This is a genomic window from Enterobacter cloacae complex sp. 2024EL-00227 (genome assembly GCF_043945315.1).
In the GTDB taxonomy this organism is placed as follows: domain Bacteria; phylum Pseudomonadota; class Gammaproteobacteria; order Enterobacterales; family Enterobacteriaceae; genus Enterobacter; species Enterobacter roggenkampii.
Genome location: NZ_JBIMQP010000002.1, coordinates 355,020 through 376,034 on the forward strand (window position 1 = coordinate 355,020; position 21,015 = coordinate 376,034).

General features: G+C 57.9%; 16 protein-coding genes. 6 read left to right on the plus strand and 10 right to left on the minus strand.

Annotated elements, in window-relative coordinates; translation table 11 throughout:
* Positions 1–239 precede the first annotated feature (239 nt).
* Together ACHH0Z_RS04655 and ACHH0Z_RS04660 are read left to right on the plus strand one after the other, a co-directional pair.
* Entirely contained in the window at positions 240–1,541 is a 1,302-nt protein-coding gene (locus ACHH0Z_RS04655; RefSeq protein WP_045405948.1) for an MFS transporter, read from the plus strand.
* A 17-nt stretch (positions 1,542–1,558) separates the two neighbouring features.
* On the plus strand, positions 1,559–3,922 hold the full coding sequence (locus tag ACHH0Z_RS04660) for a TIM-barrel domain-containing protein (protein WP_045405946.1): 2,364 nt from the start codon (positions 1,559–1,561) through the stop codon (positions 3,920–3,922).
* Positions 3,923–4,005: 83 nt separating this feature from the next.
* On the opposite strand, the gene ACHH0Z_RS04665 is transcribed toward ACHH0Z_RS04660, so the two are convergent.
* Positions 4,006–5,601 (minus strand): ABC-F family ATPase, encoded by a 1,596-nt coding sequence (locus tag ACHH0Z_RS04665; protein ID WP_008501187.1) that lies wholly within the window; start codon positions 5,599–5,601, stop codon positions 4,006–4,008.
* Between the two features lie 222 nt (positions 5,602–5,823).
* Between ACHH0Z_RS04665 and ldtB the strand changes: the two genes are divergently transcribed.
* A complete protein-coding gene (gene ldtB, locus ACHH0Z_RS04670; protein WP_395149500.1) occupies positions 5,824–6,744 on the plus strand; it encodes a L,D-transpeptidase in 921 nt (306 codons plus the stop codon).
* 41 nt (positions 6,745–6,785) lie between these two features.
* On the opposite strand, the gene ACHH0Z_RS04675 is transcribed toward ldtB, so the two are convergent.
* Genes ACHH0Z_RS04675 through ACHH0Z_RS04685 form a run of 3 tightly spaced genes read right to left on the minus strand, consistent with a single transcriptional unit; the run spans position 6,786 to position 10,268 of the window.
* The gene (locus ACHH0Z_RS04675) at positions 6,786–7,502 is read right to left on the minus strand and encodes a GntR family transcriptional regulator (RefSeq protein WP_045405944.1); all 717 of its coding nucleotides are present in this window, start codon (positions 7,500–7,502) and stop codon (positions 6,786–6,788) included.
* A 15-nt stretch (positions 7,503–7,517) separates the two neighbouring features.
* Entirely contained in the window at positions 7,518–8,840 is a 1,323-nt protein-coding gene (locus tag ACHH0Z_RS04680) for a PTS sugar transporter subunit IIC (protein ID WP_023292937.1), read from the minus strand.
* 51 nt (positions 8,841–8,891) lie between these two features.
* Positions 8,892–10,268 (minus strand): glycoside hydrolase family 1 protein, encoded by a 1,377-nt coding sequence (locus ACHH0Z_RS04685; RefSeq protein ID WP_045405941.1) that lies wholly within the window; start codon positions 10,266–10,268, stop codon positions 8,892–8,894.
* A gap of 402 nt (positions 10,269–10,670) precedes the next feature.
* On the opposite strand from ACHH0Z_RS04685, the gene ACHH0Z_RS04690 reads away from it, so the two are divergent.
* A complete protein-coding gene (locus ACHH0Z_RS04690) occupies positions 10,671–11,672 on the plus strand; it encodes a succinylglutamate desuccinylase/aspartoacylase family protein (RefSeq protein ID WP_239519675.1) in 1,002 nt (333 codons plus the stop codon).
* Positions 11,673–11,786: 114 nt separating this feature from the next.
* Here ACHH0Z_RS04690 and ACHH0Z_RS04695 read toward each other — a convergent pair whose 3' ends face one another.
* From ACHH0Z_RS04695 to mntR, 6 genes are all read right to left on the minus strand, one after another.
* The gene (locus tag ACHH0Z_RS04695) at positions 11,787–12,827 is read right to left on the minus strand and encodes an aldo/keto reductase (protein WP_045405939.1); all 1,041 of its coding nucleotides are present in this window, start codon (positions 12,825–12,827) and stop codon (positions 11,787–11,789) included.
* Between the two features lie 104 nt (positions 12,828–12,931).
* Positions 12,932–14,455 carry an efflux transporter outer membrane subunit gene (locus ACHH0Z_RS04700; protein WP_045405936.1) on the minus strand — a complete coding sequence of 508 codons (1,524 nt, stop codon included), beginning with the start codon at positions 14,453–14,455 and terminating at the stop codon, positions 12,932–12,934.
* Positions 14,455–16,026, minus strand: a complete 1,572-nt coding sequence (locus ACHH0Z_RS04705) for a DHA2 family efflux MFS transporter permease subunit (protein WP_008501179.1) — start codon at positions 16,024–16,026, stop codon at positions 14,455–14,457. The genes ACHH0Z_RS04700 and ACHH0Z_RS04705 overlap by 1 nt, the downstream gene beginning before the upstream one ends.
* Positions 16,023–17,117: an HlyD family secretion protein gene (locus ACHH0Z_RS04710; protein WP_021240968.1), complete on the minus strand. Its 1,095-nt coding sequence runs from the start codon at positions 17,115–17,117 to the stop codon at positions 16,023–16,025. The genes ACHH0Z_RS04705 and ACHH0Z_RS04710 overlap by 4 nt, the downstream gene beginning before the upstream one ends.
* Before the next feature lie 101 nt (positions 17,118–17,218).
* Positions 17,219–18,328, minus strand: coding sequence for an anion transporter (locus ACHH0Z_RS04715; protein ID WP_045405933.1), 1,110 nt, complete (start codon positions 18,326–18,328; stop codon positions 17,219–17,221).
* The gene (gene mntR / locus ACHH0Z_RS04720) at positions 18,325–18,798 is read right to left on the minus strand and encodes a manganese-binding transcriptional regulator MntR (protein WP_008501176.1); all 474 of its coding nucleotides are present in this window, start codon (positions 18,796–18,798) and stop codon (positions 18,325–18,327) included. Before mntR ends, ACHH0Z_RS04715 begins: the two co-directional genes overlap by 4 nt.
* A 183-nt stretch (positions 18,799–18,981) precedes the next feature.
* Between mntR and mntS the strand changes: the two genes are divergently transcribed.
* Both mntS and ACHH0Z_RS04730 read left to right on the plus strand, forming a co-directional pair.
* Entirely contained in the window at positions 18,982–19,110 is a 129-nt protein-coding gene (gene mntS / locus ACHH0Z_RS04725) for a manganase accumulation protein MntS (RefSeq protein ID WP_008501175.1), read from the plus strand.
* 283 nt (positions 19,111–19,393) lie between these two features.
* Positions 19,394–20,977: a phosphoethanolamine transferase gene (locus tag ACHH0Z_RS04730; protein WP_023343631.1), complete on the plus strand. Its 1,584-nt coding sequence runs from the start codon at positions 19,394–19,396 to the stop codon at positions 20,975–20,977.
* The last annotated feature ends 38 nt before the right edge of the window (positions 20,978–21,015 follow it).

Below are 21,015 nucleotides of genomic sequence, written 5' to 3' on the forward strand. Positions count from 1 at the left end.
TGTCAGGAAATAACTGGCATGAATGCCATCATGCCAGAGTGTTTTCGTCGGTTATGAGAAATTTTGCACAAAATCCACTTTTGCCCACTCATTTTCTTCCTTAAGGTGAACTTGTCACACAGCTTCCATACTAGTTGTATAGCAACTTAAGCATTATAAGCGGATAGAAATCAAAGGCATAACAATCTGTGTGACACCTGAACCTCCGTCCCCTTACCGTCCGTCTTGTGGAGAGTAAAATGAGTCAGGACATCAATAACACCATTGCGACAAGCAAAACCCGTCGCGTCATCAAGAACCTGCGCTGGTACGTGCTGGTGCTGTTTTTGCTGGGCGTCACCGTTAACTACATCACCCGAAATTCCTTAGGTATTCTCGCTCCGGAGCTTAAAGAGAGCCTCGGGATCACCACCGAGCAATACTCCTGGATCGTCGGCGCGTTTCAGATCGCCTACACCATTTTCCAGCCCCTGTGCGGCTGGCTGATTGACGTTATCGGCCTGAAGATTGGCTTTATGGTCTGCGCCGGGATCTGGGCGCTGATGTGTATTTTCCACGCGGGCGCCGGAAGCTGGCTGCACCTGGCGATTCTGCGCTTCTTTATGGGGGCTTCTGAGGCCGCCGCCACCCCGGCGAACGCCAAAACCATCGGCGAATGGTTCCCGAAATCAGAGCGTCCCGTTGCCGCCGGCTGGGCAGGCGTGGGCTTCTCCATCGGCGCGATGCTGGCTCCCCCTATCATCTACTTTGCTCACGCCTCGTTCGGCTGGCAGGGGGCGTTTATGTTTACCGGCGTGCTGGCGCTGCTGTGGGTGATCCTCTGGTGGGCGTTCTACCACAACCCCGAGCAGCACCCGAACCTGAGCAAGGACGAGCTGGCGTTTATCAAGCAGGATAACGAACCGCCTGCCGTCAAACTGCCCTTCCTGACCGCGCTGAAAACCGTCTCGAAGAACAAACGCTTCTACGGTATCGCCATCCCGGCCTTTATGGCGGAACCGGCCTGGGCGGTGCTGAGCTTCTGGGTGCCGCTGTATCTTGCCAAAGAGCACGGTATGGACCTGAAGCAGATTGCGATGTTTGCCTGGCTGCCGTTCCTCGCCGCTGACCTCGGCAGCGTGGCAAGCGGCTACCTGACGCGTCTGTACACCCGCCTGTTCGGCTGCTCCCGCGTGAACTCGGTTGTCGCCAGCTCCGTGACCGGCGCGTTCCTGATGATCTCGCTGGCCATCGTGGCCATTACCCGCGACCCGTATATCACCATCGTGCTGATCTCCATCGGCGGCTTCGGGCACCAGATCATCTCCTGCATGCTGAGCGCCCTGGTCGTGGAGTCGTTCGACAAAGGTCAGATGGCGACCGTCAACGGCATGCGCGGCTCGGCGGCGTGGATCGCCAGCTTCCTGTTCTCGCTGTTAATCGGTGTGACCGCCGACAAAATCGGCTTTAACCCGCTCTTTATCGCCATGGGCTTCTTTGACCTGATTGGCGCTCTCTTCCTGGTAGCATTTATTGCTGAACGTCGCGCGAAGCGCGCCTGATAGTGGATGTATTGCATATGAAAACCCTGAAAAACTGGACCCTTGATACGCAGTCGGCAAACCATCTGGAACTGCTGGTCGATAGCCAGCACCGCCTGTGCCTGTATGTGCTGGAAGAGAACCTGTTCCGCGTGCTGATCAAACGCAAGGGCGAGCTGGCGCTGGACCGCACCTGGAGCATCGCACCGGAAAAAGACGTGCCGTGGGAAGGTCGCCGTCGCGACGATATCAGCGGCTTCTCCTGCCCCGCCTGGACGCTGACGCAGCAGGACGATACGTTAACCGTGGCAACCGAGCAGCTGCGCGTCACCGTCCACCAGCCGCTGTGGCTGGAGTGGCACTACCGCAATGACGCGGGCGAGTGGCAGCCGCTGGTCAACGACCGCCCCACCAGCGCCTACCTGCTGAACGCCCACGGCGACGGCGTGGCGCACTACCTCAGCCGCCGCAAGGACGAGCGTTTCTACGGCCTGGGTGAGAAAGCGGGCGATCTGCAGCGCAACGGTAAACGCTACGAGATGCGTAACCTCGACGCGATGGGATACAACGCCGCCAGCACCGACCCGCTGTACAAGCACATTCCGTTCACCCTCACCCGCCGCGACGACGTGAGCTACGGCCTGTTCTACGACAACCTGAGCAGCTGCTGGCTGGATCTGGGTAACGAGATCGATAACTACCACACCGCCTATCGCCGCTGGCAGGCGGAAGCGGGCGATATCGATTACTACCTCTTTACCGGCAGGCGCGTTCTGGACGTCACCAAAGCCTTTGTTCGCCTGACCGGAAAAACGCTGTTCGGACCGAAATGGAGCCTGGGCTACAGCGGCTCAACCATGCACTACACCGACGCGCCGGACGCCCAGAACCAGCTGATGAACTTTATCCGCCTGTGCGAAGAGCACGCCATTCCGTGCGACTCATTCCAGCTCTCCTCCGGCTATACCTCCATCAACGGCAAGCGCTACGTCTTCAACTGGAACTATGACAAGGTGCCGCAGCCGAAGGTAATGAGCCAGGCCTTCCACGACGCGGGTCTAAAGCTTGCGGCGAACATCAAGCCGTGCCTGTTGCAGGACCATCCGCGCTACAGCGAAGTGGCGGAACGCGGGCTGTTCATTCGCGATTCAGAAACCGATGCACCCGAACGTTCCAGCTTCTGGGATGACGAAGGCTCACACCTCGACTTTACCAACCCGCAGACGGTGCAGTGGTGGCAGAACGGCGTCACCACGCAGCTGCTGGAGATGGGCATCGACTCCACCTGGAACGACAATAACGAATATGAAGTGTGGGACGGGGAAGCTCGCTGCTTTGGCTTCGGCAAGGAGATCGCCATCAAGCATATTCGCCCGGTGATGCCGCTGCTGATGATGCGCGCCTCGCTGGAAGCGCAGCAGCGCTTTGCGCCGGAAAAACGCCCGTATCTCATCTCCCGCTCCGGCTGCGCCGGGATGCAGCGCTACGTCCAGACCTGGAGCGGCGACAACCGCACCAACTGGGACACCCTGCGCTATAACATCCGCATGGGGCTGGGCATGAGCCTGTCCGGGCTGTTCAACGTCGGGCACGACGTCGGCGGTTTCTCCGGCGACAAGCCGGACGCCGAGCTGTTCGTGCGCTGGGTGCAGAACGGCGTGATGCACCCGCGCTTTACCATTCACTCGTGGAACGATGACCACACGGTGAACGAGCCGTGGATGTATCCGGGCGTCACGCCTGCCATTCGCGGCGCGATTGAGCTGCGCTACCGCCTGCTGCCGTATCTCTACACCCTGCTCTGGCAGGCCCATGCCGACGACGAGCCGATGCTGCGCCCGACCTTCCTCGACCACGAGCACGACGCGCAAACCTTCAAAGAGTGCGACGACTTCCTGCTGGGCCGCGACCTGCTGGTCGCCAGCGTCGTCGAGGCCGGGCAGCGCGAGCGCCGCGTCTGGCTGCCGGATAACGAAACGGGCTGGTACGATTTTTACACTCACGCGTGGTATGCGGGCGGACAATCCATCGTCCTCGATGCGCCGCTCGAAAAACTGCCGCTGCTGGTGCGCGCCGGGGCCGGTCTGCCGCTCAGCGAGCGCATCACGCATGTGAGTGCCGAAAAAGATACGACCCGCGAGCTGAAGCTGTTCCCGGTGAAAGGCGTTGGCACAACCTCGGGGCTGCTGTTTGAAGACGACGGTGAAAGCTGGGGCTACCTGAACGGCAATGCGCTGTGGGTGGAATGGGAGATGGTGTGCGACGGCGCAACCATCAACCTGAAGGTGAACGCGCGCGGCGACTATCGTCCGGCGTGGAAGGCGCTGAAGGTATCATTACCGGCGGGGGAAAAACGTACGCTGCGGGTGAACGGGGTTGAAAGGAGTGAGTGGGTGCTCTGAACATTGCCGGGTGGCGGCTTCGCCTTACCCGGCCTACAAAGTCACCCGTAGGCCCGGTAAGCGAAGCGCCACCGGGCTTTTTTTTAGCCGTCGATACCTTTGCTGCGCAGGTAATCTTCGTAGTTACCGGTGAAGTCCACCACGCGCTCTGGCGTAATCTCGATCACGCGGGTTGCCAGCGAGCTGACGAACTCGCGGTCGTGAGAGACGAAGATCAGGGTGCCCTGATACATCTCCAGCGCCATGTTCAGGGATTCGATCGATTCCATGTCCAGGTGGTTAGTCGGTTCGTCCATCACCAGAATGTTCGGTTTTTCCATCATCAGCTTGCCGAACAGCATGCGGCCTTTCTCGCCACCGGAGAGCACTTTAGCAGGCTTTTTGATGTCGTCCTGGCTGAACAGCAGACGGCCCAGGATGCTGCGCACCGCCTGCTCGTCGTCGCCTTCCTGCTTCCACTGGCTCATCCAGTCGAAGACGGTCAGGTCATTTTCGAATTCGTACTCATGATCCTGCGCGTAGTAGCCAATCTGCGCGTTCTCGGACCATTTCACGGTGCCGTTGTCCGGCTGCAGTTCGCCGACCAGGGTTTTCAGCATGGTGGATTTACCCACGCCGTTGGCGCCCAGAATGGCAATCTTCTCGCCCACTTCCAGCAGCAGGTTGAAGTTTTTAAACAGCGGGCCTTCATCGAAGCCTTTGGTAAGGGCCTCCACTTCCAGCGCGTTACGGAACAGCTTCTTATCCTGCTCGAAGCGGATGAACGGGTTCTGACGGCTGGAGGCTTTAACCTCTTCCAGCTTGATTTTGTCGATCTGACGCGCACGCGAGGTCGCCTGACGCGACTTAGAGGCGTTAGCGCTGAAGCGGCTAACGAAGGACTGCAGGTCCGCAATCTGCGCTTTCTTCTTGGCGTTGTCCGCCAGCAGACGCTCGCGCGCCTGGGTGGCGGCGGTCATGTACTCGTCATAGTTGCCCGGATACACGCGCAGCTCGCCGTAGTCCAGATCCGCCATGTGCGTACAGACCATGTTCAGGAAGTGACGGTCGTGCGAGATGATGATCATGGTGCTGTCGCGGTCGTTGAGCGTCTGCTCCAGCCAGCGGATGGTGTCGATGTCCAGGTTGTTCGTGGGTTCGTCGAGCAGCAGGATGTCCGGGTTAGAGAACAGCGCCTGAGCCAGCAGCACACGCAGCTTCCAGCCTGGCGCAACTTCGCTCATCGGGCCGTAATGCTGTTCGACCGGAATGCCGACGCCCAGCAGCAGCTCGCCCGCACGCGCTTCCGCAGAGTAACCGTCCATCTCGCCGTACTGCGTTTCCAGATCGGCCACTTTATAGCCGTCTTCTTCGCTCATTTCGGCCAGCGCGTAGATGCGATCGCGCTCCTGCTTCACTTCCCACAGCTCCGCGTGCCCCATGATCACGGTGTCCAGCACGGTGAACTCTTCGAAGGCGAACTGATCCTGACGCAGCTTACCGATACGCTCGTTCGGATCGAGCGAGACGTTGCCGAGGGTCGGCTCCAGATCGCCGCCGAGGATCTTCATGAAGGTGGATTTTCCGCTACCGTTGGCGCCAATCAGGCCGTAACGGTTGCCGCCGCCAAATTTGACGGAAATGTTTTCGAACAGCGGCTTACTGCCAAACTGCATAGTGACGTTGCTGGTAACTAACACGGGGAGATTCCTGCGAAAAGTGTGATAAACACGGCATTATGCCACAATTCCGAATTGAGATCCCGTGTTGCGGCAATCCACTAAACTTTAACAAAATCGAAAAAAATGTGATTTCGTACACATCTGAATTCCCTGTTAGCGGGAATGCACATATAATGCGCTCCCATCACAGATTCAGACTTATCAACTCATCGCCAGAATGGCTTAGATACCTCGCACAACATGAACATGAAATTAACAACGCTTTTTGCGGCGGCGTTAGCCGTAGTAGGTTTTTGTAAGACCGCGTCTGCGGTGACGTATCCCCTGCCGACCGACGGAAGCCGTCTGGTGGGTCAAAACCAGGTGGTGACGGTGCCTGAGGGTAACTCTCAGCCGCTGGAGTATTTCGCCGCGCAGTATCAGCTGGGCCTGTCTAACATGCTGGAAGCGAACCCGGGCGTTGACCCGTATCTGCCAAAAGCAGGTACCGTGCTGAATGTTCCTCAGCAGTTGATCCTGCCGGATACCGTTCATGAAGGTATCGTGATCAACAGCGCCGAAATGCGTCTGTATTACTACCCGAAAGGCACCAATACCGTTATCGTGCTGCCAATCGGTATCGGCCAGCTGGGCAAAGACACCCCGCTGAACTGGACCACCAAAGTTGAACGTAAGAAAGCGGGCCCAACCTGGACCCCAACCGCCAAAATGCACGCGGAATACATCGCTGCGGGCGAACCGCTGCCAGCCGTTGTGCCAGCCGGTCCGGATAACCCGATGGGTCTGTATGCCCTGTATATTGGTCGTCTGTATGCGATTCACGGCACCAACGCCAACTTCGGTATCGGTCTGCGCGTAAGCCACGGCTGCGTGCGTCTGCGTAACGACGACATCAAGTTCCTGTTCGAAAACGTGCCGGTCGGTACGCGCGTGCAGTTCATCAACGAACCGGTGAAAGCGACGTCTGAGCCAGACGGCAGCCGCTACATCGAAGTGCACAACCCGCTGTCCACCAGCGAAGACCAGATCAACAACAACGAGATCGTGCCGATTACGCTGAACAGCGCGGTGCAGTCCGTGACCTCTCAGCCTGACGTGGAAACCACCATCGTCGACCAGGCGATTCAGAACCGTTCCGGTATGCCGGTGCGTCTGAATTAATCACGCGCATTAAAAAAGCGGGCTTCAAGGCCCGCTTTTTTTTATCCGTTATTCACGATAACAATCCCGCCGTGGTCGTACCGATAGTGGCAGTGGGCATACTCCAGCGCGGTGCCATCTTCCAGATAAATGACCTGCTCCACCTCCAGCACCGGATCGGTTTCCTCACAGACCAGATGCTCTCTGTCCAGCGCGTTGGGCTTTAGCGCCCGCACCACCCGGTATGACCCCATAATTTTCAGCCCCAGGGTCTCCTGCACGTAGTGGAACACCGAACCTTCAAGATGGCTTTTCGTCAGGCCCGGCACCAGATTCATCGGCATCACCGTGGAATCCAGCGACATGGGTTCGCCGTTTAATAAGCGCAGACGAATAAAGTCATAGACGGGCGCATCGGCGTTAATCATCAGCGACGCCTGCTCTTTTTCGTTCGGGAAGCGCAGTTCAAAATGCACCACCTGGCTGGTAACCGTGCCCAGATGTTCCCAGGTTTTGGTGGCACCGAAATAGTCGCTGCCGGAGAGATCCCACTGCGAGAGCTGGAGGAAGTTTTTGCGGATGAACGTCCCTTGCCCCTGACGGGTGTAGACCAGCCCTTCGACGATCAGCTGGCGCATCGCCTGCTGGATGGTCATCCGGCTGGTGCTGAACTCCGCCGCCAGCGCAAACTGGTCCGGGAGCGGTTCATTGGCGGCGTACTGCTGGCTGATAATGCGTTTCTTGATTTCCCGCGCTATGGTGATGTACTTCGCCGCCATCGTCCTTCCTTACAGTTAGTTTTCTATCCCGCTGTTTTTCAACGCCACTCGCTCGGCAATCTTGAGGAAAGGCAGGTAGAAGAATACACCAAATACAATGATTGCCAACTGCACCACCACCGCCCGCCAGTCCCCTGCCGTCGCCAGCCAGGCGCTGAGAATCGGCGGCGTGGTCCACGGGATCATCACCACGCAGCGCGACATGAATCCCAGCGTGGTACAGAGCCAGGCGAAGTAAATGCCTATCGCGGGCAACAGCACAAACGGGATCATTAGCGGCAGGTTAAAGACAATCGGCAGGCCGAAGATCACCGGCTCGTTGATGTTGAATAAGCCGGGCGCCAGCGACAGACGCGCCACCTGCTTCGCCGACTGCTGTCGGGAGAAGATAAAGATGGCGATCAGCAGCGAGATCGTGCTGCCGGTTCCGCCCACCATGCCAAACGTCGGCACGAAGATGTTGTTGATGATGTGCGGAATGGGCTGGCCGTTGGCGAAGGCCAGCATGTTCTCGTTGGTGTTGATCAGCAGAAACGGCTCCAGCACCACGCTGTTGACCACCGACTGATGGATACCGAGCGTGAACAGGAAGTTGCCGAAGCTGTAGATGAAAATCGTCCCCGGCAGGCTGGTGTTGATCAGCCGCAGCGGCTGCTGGATAAAGGTGGTAATGAGATGGATCAGATCCGTGTGCAGCACGTTTGCCAGCACGGCCGCCAGCACCGCGAACAGGGAGAGCGTGAGGATCGTCGGGATCAGCGCGGTAAAGGATTTGCTGACCGCTGGGGGCACATTTTCCCCGAGCGATATGTGCAGCGCCTTCAGGCGCGAAATCGCGATAAACACTTCCGTTGAGAGCAGCCCAATCAGCACCCCGGCGAAAATGCCGGTGGAGCCGATATTGGCGAAGGTCAGCACCTGCGTGACGTTCACCGCGGCGTCGCTGCCAACGGGCGTAACCTGTAAGCGCATCGGCATCATGATGATAAAACTGCTGACGGCGATAACCACTGCCGAGACCGGGTTGTCGAAATCTTTGTTGCGCGCCAGTGACCAGGCGATCATCGGGGCCAGCAGCAGCGCGGCGATGTTAAGCGTGCCGTTGATAATCGCCTCGCCCCACACTTTGAAGTGTGCCAGCGTATCGCCGTGAAAAATCCACGGGAACACCACGTTGTTCACCAGCACCGCCAGACCGGCGAGGATGAAAATCGGCATCACCGTGGCGAAGGCGTCGCGCAGGGAGCGCAGGTGCACCTGGTTTGCCAGGCGCGCCGAGAACTCGACAAACTTATCGACAAAGGACTGCATATGCGGTGTGATTTTTGTTTCAGACATAGCGGCGTGTTCCCATCAATCAGTCACAAAAACGGCCCGGCAGCGTACGGCTTACATCTCGCGTCCGTTGGTATGGATAACCTGTTTTAACCACGCGTAGCTCTTCTTCGGCACGCGCCTGAGGTCTTTCAGGTCGTGGTTTTCCCGGTTGACGTAGACCACGCCATAGCGCTTACGCATGTCGCCCTGGGAGCTGAGAATGTCGATTAACCCCCAGCCGAGGTAGCCCATGACCTCTGCCCCATCCTCGAATATCGCCGCTTTCATCGCCTCGATGTGCGCCCGGTGGTAGTCGATGCGGTAGGTATCCTCGATGGGGTTGACGCCATCCCAGGACTCAATCACGCCAATGCCGTTTTCAATCGGGAACACCGGCATGCGCCAGTCGTTGGCGTAGCGGGTAATGATGGTGCGAAAACCGAGCGGGTCGATCTGCCAGTTCCACTCGGTGGCTTTCAGGTAGGGGTTATTTTTCTCGCCGTGCAGCAGGTAATAGTTGACCGGCGTGCCTTCCGGGATCGCATCGCTGTCCAGCGTTTTGCTGGCGTAGTAGCTGAAGGCCATATAGTCGTTTCTGGTGCGCGCCAGTAGCGCTAAATCTTCGGCGCGGTAGATATCACCAAAGCCTTCCTGCTCCACCACCGCCATCACCGCCGGGCTGTAGCCCTGCCCGGCAAAGACGCGCAGCAGGTTCTGGTTGAGGAACTCGTCATACTGCTGGGCGCAGAAGATATCGCGCGGTTTGCAGGTGGCCGGGTAAACCAGCTGGTGCGCCAGCATGCCGCCCATCAGCTGGCCCGGTTTCGTCTGGTGCAGATACTCGGTCAGCGCCATGTGCGCCACCATGATATGGTGCTGCAGCTCGTACAGCTCGCGCAGGGTTTGATCGCCTTTCATGTAGCCAGAAATGCGGAATGCTTCCGGCATATGGAAGATGTTCTGCTCGTTGAAGGTCAGCCAGTACTTCACGCGGTCGCCAAAACAGTCGATCATCTTTTTACCGTAGCGGATAAAGGCGTCCATTACGCGGCGGTCATTGAAGCCGTTGTACTCCTGCGCCAGCGCCAGCGGCATATCGAAGTGGTAGAGGCAGATCATCGGCTCAATACCGCGGGCGATGAGATCTTCAATAAAGCGGTCGTAAAACGCGATGCCCTCGTCGTTGAACGCGCCGTCACCCTGCGGACAGACGCGGCTCCAGGAGATCTGGAAGCGGTAGCAGCTCATGCCCAGATCCTGCATCAGGTCGAAATCTTCCCGGTAGCGATGGTAGGAGTCGGTCGCGACTTTCCAGTCGGAGATGTTCTCCCCAGCTTCGCGAATGTCGTACACCGACATCCCCTTCCCGCCCTCGTTCCAGGCCCCTTCCGTCTGCATGCTCGATACCGAGTTGCCCCATAAAAAGTTGGCCGGCAGCTGATTGCTCATGTTTCCTCCCTATATGACTAGTCATTTAAAATTTCATGACTAGTCATATAGGCGAAGATGGCATGTCGATCAAAGCGGAGGATCGTTTTTTGTGAGGTAGGTTAGAAAGAAGACGCCGGGCAGGAAAAATGAATCGCGCAAACCCTGTTATTGAGGCCGGTGCGTTAGCCTATGCAAAATCACATTTCCCGATCGTGCCGCTGGCTGGCCTCATAAAATCACTATTAACTTAATGAGCACGAACCACGGCCCAGGCCGAAAAATAAAAATCTCAACCCTATCAAATGGAAAATGACGCTCATGAAGATATCTACTAGCCGTATCGCATTCGCTCTCAGCTTAGCGTTGCCATGCTCAATGACTCACGCGGCAACGGTGTATACGGGTGATAAGGTGCAAGGAGTGCCGGTTATCTCGACTCTGGATGTATCAGACCTGACAGCAGGACAACATCGCTTCATGTTCGAGGGGGTTGAGACAGGAACAGGACAGCGCTGGTATGTCCCCATCATGGTGGCAAAAGGCAAAACGGACGGGAAGAAAGTCCTGCTGCAGGCGGGCGTCCACGGGGATGAGCTAAACGGAGTGCGCATCGTCCAAAAAGTAATGGAACAACTGGACCCCGCAAAAATGAACGGCAGCGTTATTGGCATTATCGGTCCAAACCGTTCTGGACTTGAAAGGGTCTCCCGGACATGGTCCGTTTCAACCGATGGGGGTGAGACGATCGACTACAACCGCGTGCACCCAGGAAAAGAAACGGGTAACCCTGCCGAGCGTCAGGCATGGATGATGTGGAATAAGGTTTACAAAGGAAATGTCGACCTGGCGATTGACTATCACACCCAGTCTACCGGAACGGCTTATCCGCTGTTCATTTATGCCGACTACCGCAATGCGGATGCCCGGACGATTGCAGAACTTTTTCCGGCCGACCAAATTAAGAAAGATCCCGGCGAAGCCGGCTCAATGGAAACCACCTTTATTCAAAATGGTATCCCGGCGATAACGGCCGAGACGGGAGAGCCGAGGATTTACCAGCAGGATATGATTGACCGGGGTGTAGAGGGTGCCCTCAATGTACTGATTCATTACAAGGTGATTGAAGGCAAAATCGGCGCAACCGCCAGCAGCAATAAAACGTATATTGGTAATGCGATCAGTTCAATACGAGCGACCACGGGCGGGTTTGCGGAAGTTTTCGTTAAACCCGGCGACACGGTAAAAGCAGGACAAGAGGTCGCCCTGCAGCGAAATGCATTCGGTGATGTTGTCGCGAAGAATTCAGCAGAGCGGGACGGCAAAGTACTGTCAGTTGGAACAGATGTCGTGAGAGAACCCCGAGCCCTGCTGGTAAGAATCCTTGAGCAAAACCCAGCGGCAACCTGCAAAGACGGTTGCTGATTCCCGCCACAGCCCATCGTTGAATCGGCAAAAGCGTGCTCAGTGAAATAAGCCGCTTTCGCCGATTTCTGTACCGATGGGCAAACAAATTTAAAAATTACCTGATGCGGAGAGTTACTGTTGCGCGAGCTGATTACGGCGATACTCTCCCTGCCGCTCCAGCATCCAGCCGGGATACTCGCGCGGCAGCGCGCTCACCGCATCCAGCTGCCTGAGCTCGTCTTCGCTTAAGCGGATCCCGGTGGCGGCAATGTTGTCGTCCAACTGCTCAACGCGCTTCGCGCCAATGATGACGCTGGTCACCGCCTTCTGGTGCAGCAGCCACGCCAGCGCGATTTGCGCGACGGAGACGCCCTTGCTTTCGGCAATCACGCGCATCACGTCCACGCAGTCAAAGGCGCGCTCTTTGTTCACCGGCGGGAAGTCAAACTCCAGACGGCGGCTACCGGCTTCGCTCTGCCCGTCGCGGCCATATTTTCCGCTCAGCAGGCCGCCCGCCAGCGGGCTCCAGACCATCAGCCCGACGCCTTCGCTCTGCATCATCGGCACCAGCTCGCGCTCAAGATCGCGTCCGGCGATGGTGTAATACGCCTGGAGGGAAGCGAAGCGCGCCAGCCCGAGGCGCTCGGAAATACCCAGCGCTTTGGCAATCTGCCACGCCGCCCAGTTCGAGACGCCGATATAGCGCACGTGGCCGTGCTGCACCAGGTTATCCAGCGCATATAGCGTCTCTTCAATCGGCGTGGCCGGGTCGAAGCCGTGCAGCTGATAGAGATCGATATGATCCAGCTGCAGGCGGCGCAGGCTCTCCTTCACGCTGCTGATGATGTGATAGCGCGAGCTGCCGCGCGAGTTCACTCCTGCCGTCCCGGTTTCGCCAAATACTTTGGTGGCGACGACCACGTTCTCGCGCGGAATTTTCAGGTTTTTCAGCGCCTGCCCGACGATCGCCTCCGAACGCCCTTCCGAATAAACGTCCGCGGTGTCGATAAAGTTTATCCCGGCATCCAGCGCGCGGCCCACCAGCTGTTCTGCTTCGCTTTGCTGGAGCTGACCAATCTTGCCCCACATCCCGCCTTCACCGCCGAAGGTCATGGTGCCGAGGCAGAGTTCAGAAACGAACAGTCCGGTATTGCCCAGTTTTTGATAACGCATAACGCTTTCCTCGCATGTCGATTGGGTGTCTGTTAGTTATACCCGCCCCTCTGCCATCGCGAATGTGGCGTTCCTGTCCGTTTCTTGCCCAATCCTCTGAATATTTATCCGCGCGGGGCGTCGCCAAAGACGCTGTAGTCCGGCAGCCGCACCTGCTGATACGGCTCCCAGCCGCCGCCGAGCGCCTTGTAGAGCGCCACCAGATCGAGCGCGCTTTGCACCTGCGCCTGTGCGCGCTGCTGCTGGGCCTGCGCCAGCTGCCGCTGGGCGTCCAGCACGTCGATAAAGCTGGCGATCCCCTGCCGATAGCTGTCGCTCGCCAGGTCAAAGGCGTTTTGCAGGGCATCAATGGTTTTCGCCAGGCCCGCTTCACGCTGCTGGTCGGTGCGATAGCTCACCAGCGCATTTTCGACATCGCCAAGCGCAGTCAGCACCGTCTGGCGATAGTCCAGCACCGCCGCCCCCTGCTGCGCGCGCGCCACCTTCACGCTGGAGACCAGTCGTCCGCCCTGGAAGATGGGAATCGAAACCTGTGGACCAAAACTGTAGAAGTGGCTGCTCCAGTCGGTCAGCCAGTTGGTTTCGCTGTTGCGCAGGCCAAACTGCCCGGAGAGGGTAAAACTCGGGAACAGCTGGGCCACCGAGACGCCAATCTGCGCCGTGGCGGCATGAAGATTCGCCTCCGCTTCGCGCACGTCCGGACGGCGTCGCGCGAGCGTAGACGGAATGCCGGTTTGCACGATATCCGGCAATGCGGGCATCGGCTGCACGCTTTGTAACTCCGCATCGAGCGCCCCCGGCGGCTTGCCAAGGAGAATTGCCAGACCGTTCATCGCCTGCCGCGCCTGCGCCTGGTACTGCGGCAGCTGCGCCTCCAGGTTACCCAGCTGTGCACGCGCATTTTCCACGTCCATCTGCGGCGACAGCCCGCCGCGCTGGCGGCTCTCGGTCAGATCCAGCGTCTGCTGCGCGCTTTTAATCTGGGTGTTAAGCGTGGCGATAATGCTCTGCGCCCCGCGCAGCTGGAGCCACGCGCGCGCCACTTCCGCCTCCAGCGACACCAGCGCGTCGTTACGCTGCTCGATAGCGGCTTTCTGCTGCGCTTCGGCGGCTTCCACCTGTCGGCGCACCTTGCCCCAGAGGTCAATTTCCCACTGGGCGTCGAAGCTGCCCTGGTAGAGGTTGATCGGCTGCGTCAGGGGGCCTAACGCACCCCGCAGCTCAGGATCGACATTATCCAGCTGGTCATACACGCCGTGGGATTTCAGCTCCCCTTCCAGCCCGAGCTGCTGGCGCGTCGCCTGCAGATTGCCGTTCACCGACGGGTAAAACGCCCCGCCCGCCTGGTTAATCTGCTCGCGCGCGCCGGCGATGCGCAGCACCGTCTGCTGCAGCGTCAGGTTTCCGGCGATGGCGCGCTCAACCAGGCTGTCGAGCTGCGGCGAGCCGAAGGTCTTCCACCAGCGCGGATTGGTCGCGGCGGAGGTCGTCTGCGATTTTACCCCGCTGTCGCCCTTATCGTTCCAGTGCGTCACGGCAGGCGGCGCGGGCGGCTGATAGTCCGGCCCGACGGCGCAGCCTGCCAGCAGCATCATTATCATCAGGGGGTGTAAACGTCTGTGTATCATCAATGTGCTCCTGCACTCCCCTCGCTCTTAACCGGCGAGAGCAACAAACAAAACGGAATCAATAGCAAGGCCACGGCGCTCAGAAGGGTGAAGACGTCGATGTAGGCCAAAAAGCGCGACTGCTCGATCATGGTCTGGTACAGGCGTCCGGTGGCAATCCCGGTGGGATCGCCCACCTGGGTCGTGAAGTTCTGGATCGCCTGGGCGCTTTCGCGTATTGCCTGCTGAAACTGTTCGTTAAACGGCGAGGCGTGGTACGCAAGGTGCGCGCTATGCGCCTGAGACCGTTCGGTGATGGCCGCCGTCGACAGCGAGATCCCGACCGAGCCCGCGACGTTACGGAACATAGTGAACAGCGCCGCCGCGTCGGCATTCAGCCGTCTTGGAATCGAAATAAAGGCAATGGTGGTCAGGGGCACAAACAGGAACCCCAGCCCCAGCGACTGGGCGCTGCGGAACAGCACCAGGGTTTCGAAGTCGATATCCGGGGTCAGCGTGCGCGACCAGAAGAACGACACCGCCAGGCAGGTAAAGCCAAAGGCAATAATCCAGCGCGTCTGCACCACCGGCATCAGCTTCAGCACCAGCGGGATCGTTAATACAATCAGCACCGCCCCGGGCGACAGCACCAACCCGGACCAGGTGGCGGTATAGCCTAAATCCTGCTGCGCCAGCTGGGGGATCACCACCGAGCTGCCGTACAAAATCATCGCCATCCCCGCCATCAGCAGGCTGGAAATCGCAAAGTTGCGGTCCTTCATGCAGTGCAGATCCACCACCGGCTTTTTGGCATACACCAGCCAGTAAATGGCACCGATAATGCCGATTAGCGTTAACACGGCGAAGGTACGGATAAAGTTCGAGTAGAACCAGTCCTCATCTTCTCCACGGTCAAGCATCACCTGCAGGCAGCCAAGCCCTAAAGCGATCAGGCCGATCCCCGTCCAGTCGATGGTCAGCTTCTCTTTAGACTTGCTCTCCCACGGCGGATCTTCCAGCAGCTGGTAGATCGCCAGCACCGTAACAATCCCCACCGGGATGTTGATAAAGAACACCCAGCGCCAGGAGTAGTTGTCGGTGATCCAGCCCCCCAGCGTCGGGCCGAGGACCGGTGCAACAATAATCGCGATGGAGGAAAGGCCGAACGCTTTGCCCCTGTCCTCCGGCTTGAAGTAGTCGAGCAGTACCGACTGCTGCGTGGGCTGCAGCCCGCCGCCAAAAAAGCCCTGCATCACGCGGAACAGGATGATCTGCCACAGCTCGGTGGCGATGCCGCAGAGGAACGAGCAGACGGTAAACATGACGATGCAGATCAGGAAGAACTGCTTGCGGCCAAACACCCGGCTCAGAAAGGCCGAGATAGGCAGCACGATGCCGTTCGCGACCAGGTAGCTGGTTAATACCCAGGTGGATTCGTCATAGCTGGACGAGAGCGAGCCTGCCACGTGGGGCAGCGCCACGTTGACGATGGTGGTGTCGAGGATCTCCATAAACACCGCCAGGGTGACGACAATCGCCACCGCCCACGGATTGCTGGCGGGCTTCCAGCTGTCGTGGCTGTGATCCGTCATTCCACCGTCACCTTCGGCGCGACCGACAGCCCCAGCGGCAGCGGTTTGTTCGGATCGAGCCCCTTATCAATCACGATTTTCACCGGCACGCGCTGCACAATTTTGACAAAATTACCGGTGGCATTTTCAGCCGGGAAGGCGGAGAAGCGCGAGCCGCTGCCCTGCTGGATACTGTCAACGTGGCCCTCAAGCGCCATATCCGGCCACGCGTCGACCGACACGGTGACCTTATCGCCGGGCTTCATGCGCTCAAGCTGGGACTCTTTGAAGTTCGCCACCACCCACACGTTCGGCGAAACCAGCGAGAACAGCGCCGTTCCCGCCTGCACCAGCGTACCGGGCTGCACGTTGCGTTTGGTGACAAACCCGTCGAACGGGGCGCGGACTTCGGTGTAAGAGAGGTTCAGATTGGCCGTTTCCAGCTGCGCTTTCGCCTGTTCGACCTGACGCTCGCGCGCTTCAACGTTGGTTTCCTGCTGGCGGATTTGCAGCTGTACCTGCTCTGCCACTTCCAGCTGCGCCTGAGCGCTGGCCAGACCCGCCTGGGCACTGCGCAGTTGCGCATTCGCAGAATCAATACTTTGCTGGGTGGTCGCCCGCGGATCGACGCCGCGCTGGCGGCGATACTCCGCCTGCGCGTTCGCCAGATCGGCCTGCGCTTTCAGCACCTGCGCTTTGGCTTCGTCACGCTGGGCGGGATACTGCACTTTGGAGAGTGCGAGCTGCGCCTGGGCCTGATGCAGCTGTGCGATGGCCAGCCCAAGCTGGGCCTGAGCCTGATCGCGCTGCGCGGTGGTATCCCGCGGATCGATGACCACCAGCAGATCGCCTTTTTTCACGCGCTGGTTATCGCGCACCCGCAGCTCGGTGACGTAGCCTGCCGTTTTCGGGGCAATCGTCACCACGTCGCCGTCGGTAAAGGCGTCGTCGGTCGTCTCTTCGTTACGGGTTAAAAACCACCAGACCAGCGCCACGACGACCATTACCACCACGACAATGCCGAGGATAATTAACGGTTTTTTGCCCGGGCGCTTACGCTCATTATTGTTTTTGTCCTGCTCGTCAGCAGGCGGATTTTGATCTTCAGCCATAGTTCAGCAACAGTCCTGTCAGTGAGCGGCATCACACTATGCCGTTCACTAAAGCTAGGACGTTGCTATACGTTTGCCAGGAAAAACTGACAAATTGCGCACTATATGAGAAGGAATATTCCGAAACCGATCGCCGCGGCCCAAACCAGCATAGGGATTGACCAGAGATGGAAGCGCCACCAGATGCGGCGATCGTTGGCCATGCGCAGGGCAATCAGGTTGGCCAGCGAGCCGGGCAGCAGCCCAAACCCGCCGATATTCACCGCCCTGGCCAGCAGCGTGTCCGGCGGAACATAGTTGAGCAGCAGAATGGTGGAAGGCACGTTGCTGATAAACTGCGACAGGCCAATCGCCGTCAGCCACAGTCCCGGCTGAGACAGCGTGCTGACGCTGTGGAGCACGTTTTGCAGCACCGGAAGCTGGATAAGCAGATGCACATCAATAAACATCACCATAAAGACCAGCAGCAGCGTCCAGTCCACGCTGACCAGCACGCGCCGCGCCAGGACAACAAAGCCCGCGGCGACAAGCAACACGCCCGCCACCTCATACTTCAGCTCCAGCGCGAACAGAAAGACGATATATAACCCGAGGCAGCTCCAGACCAGACGCGGCTGCCACTGCGGGCCCGTGGTGCCGCTGTGGTACTGCAGTTTTTTATCCGGAAAGGCAAACCAGCAGACCGCCAGCAGCGACAGCATCATCACCAGCGCCAGCGGCGCCATCTGCCAGGTAAAAGCGGCGAACGACAGCCCGGAACGGCCCCAGAGGAGGATATTTTGCGGGTTACCGATGGGCGTTAACAGAGAACCGGCGTTAACGGCGAGCGCTTCGAAGATGATCAGCCGGCTTACCGGGATCTCGCAAAGCTTACGCAGCGTGAGGGTGAGGGGCACGATGATAAACAGCGCCACGTCGTTGGTCAGAAACGTCGACAGCACCGCGGCGGAAAACACCATAAACAGGGACAACCTGCGCTCGGTGGCAAAGCGGCGCACCATTTTACGGCCCAGAACGTCAAAATAGCCGCTCAGCTCAACCCCTTTGGTGAGCATCATCAGGCCGCTCAGGGTAATGATGGTGCGCCAGTCAATGGCAGCGGGCCAGGCCTGCGGCGCAAACGGCACAAAGAGGCTTAACCCTGCGCCAATGAGTAATAAGAGATGGAAGAAACGATCGCGTGCCAGGGCCTGCAGTCCAGGGATTTTCATTCAGCGGAGGGACCATATTTAAGGGTAAATTCGCGAAACTTCACCAGCGTCTCTTCGCTGACGTGGTGTTCCATGCCTTCCGCATCCCGGCGGGCAATCTCCGGGCTGACGCCCAGCACCAGTAAAAAATTCTCGACAAGCTGGTGGCGCTCGCGGCTCTCCTGCGCGAGTTTCTCCCCTTCCGGCGTCAGAAAGACCCCGCGCCAGGGGATCATTTCAATTAGGCCCACGGAGGCGAGACGTTTTAACATTTTTGCGACAGTTGGCTGCGATACCCCCAGCCTGGCGGCCATATCGACCTGACGCGCTTCCCCGACCTCACGAATCAGATCGGAAATGAGTTCAACATAATCATCAATCAGTTCACGCCGGTGCGCTTCACGGACCTGGCGAAAACCTTCAACATGCTCTTCAACATTCACCAGTTGCGTCGTTTTTTTAATGGTTGGCTTACCTGCGCGACGGTTCATTGTACTTCCTCAGTGGGGTGACGCTTCCAGCGCCCGGTATCGAGAGCGCACATTGTAAACCATCCCTCCACAAGCACAAAAAATTAACGAAATAGCCATAGCTATACAATATAGCCTGTGCTATATCTGTATGTAATGCAGTCACCCTTCACGGATCGAAGGGATCAAAAATCAGGAGGTCTTATGAACGAATTCAAGAGGTGCATGACCGTGTTTACCCACTCCCCCTTTAAAGTGCGCTTAATGCTGCTGAACATGCTGTGCGATATGTTTAACGGCAAACCGCATCAGGATGATAAACCTTCCCACTAAGCGGCGTTGCGGTACGCCGCTTCATTTTCCCGTCACAATCTCGCTCTAAACTGGCTCCCAGCCGCCTTATTCCCGATCTTTTTTACGGATTTGCAATCCCCTTCGCAAAACATCTGCTTAGCAACTGTTGATATTATTTAGCGCTCGCACTATCTTCTTGCAGCCCTGCACAATTTGCGGCTCGCTGAAGCGGACCCTCATTCCCTCTCCACGCACTGTCAGGCAGGTTATGACCCTTGACGCCAGGGTGAGCACATGGCGTTTTCATCCATGATAGTGACCTATGAATGTAACCCTGATAGATACCGTTGTGACCCGCAGCCGGGCCTTAAGCCCGTGGACGGGTTTTTACTTTTTGCAGTCATTACTGATTAACTTTGCGCTGGGTTATCCCTTTAGTCTGCTCTACGCGGTGGCCTTCACCTGCATTCTGCATGTGCTATGGCGCGCCGCCCCGCGCGCGCAAAAAGCGTTAATCGGCATCTGTTCGCTGGTTGCGGCACTCTATTTCCCGTTTGGTCAGGCGTACGGCTCACCAAACTTTAATACCCTGCTGGCGCTGCACTCGACCAATATGGAAGAGTCGACGGAGATCCTGACGATCTTCCCGTGGTACAGCTACGTGGTCGGGCTCTTTATCTTCGCATTGGGTGTTATCGCCATTCGTCGTCAGCCGGGCGAGAAAAAATCCTGGGGTAAGATCGACATACTCTGTCTGGTATTCAGCGTTGCCGTGGCGTTTGTCGCCCCCATCCAGAACATTCCCTGGGACGGTAAGCTAAGGCTCACCAATATCGGCTACCCGGTTTTCCGCTTCGTGAAAGACGTCGTTGTAAATAACAAAGAGGTTCTCGACGAACAGGCCCGCATGGCTGAGCTTTCCAATATGAAAGACACCTGGAACGTGCTGGCCGTGAAGCCGAAATATCACACCTATGTGGTGGTGATTGGTGAAAGCGCGCGTCGCGATGCAATGGGCGCGTTTGGCGGCCACTGGGATAACACCCCGTTTGCCAGTTCGGTCAAAGGCACCCTGTTTACCGATTATGTCGCGGCCAGCGGCTCGACGCAGAAATCACTCGGTCTGACCCTTAACCGGGTGGTGGATGGCAAACCGCAGTATCAGGATAACTTCGTCACCCTGGCAAACCGCGCGGGTTTTCAGACGTGGTGGTTCTCTAATCAGGGGCAAATTGGCGAATACGATACGGCGATTGCCAGCATCGCCAAACGGGCTGACGAAGTGCAGTTCCTGAAAAATGGCGACTTTGAAGCTGACAAAAACACTAAAGACGAAGCGCTGCTGAAAATGACGGCGCAGGTCTTCGCCACCCCGCGCACCCAGCCGCAGCTGATCGTCCTGCACCTCATGGGGTCGCACCCACAGGCCTGCGATCGGACAGGCGGAAAGTACGCGGAGTTTGTGCAGTCCAAAGAGACCTCCTGCTATCTCTACACCATGACGCAAACCGACGACCTGCTGAGCAAGCTGTACGATCAGCTGCGCAATACGGGCGACAGCTTCTCTATGGTCTATTTCTCGGATCACGGGCTGGCGTTTAAAGAGCGCGGTAAAGAGGTGCAGTATCTGGCGCACGATGACAAGTTCCAGCAGAACTTCCAGGTGCCGTTTATGGTGCTGTCGAGTGACGATAAAACGCATCGCGTCATTAAAGCACGCCGTTCAGCAAATGATTTCCTGCAGTTTTTCTCGCAGTGGACGGGGATTACCGCCGGGCAGATAAAAAATGTTTATCCGTTTGTCTCTAACAAGAAAGCTCCCCCAGTGTACGTTACCAACTTCAAGTTACAGAAAGTTGACTACAACCATCTGGGTACGGATATTTTTGATATTAAGAATAAGTAATTGCCGTCTCGTGCGGACTGATGCCCTCACCCTGGTCC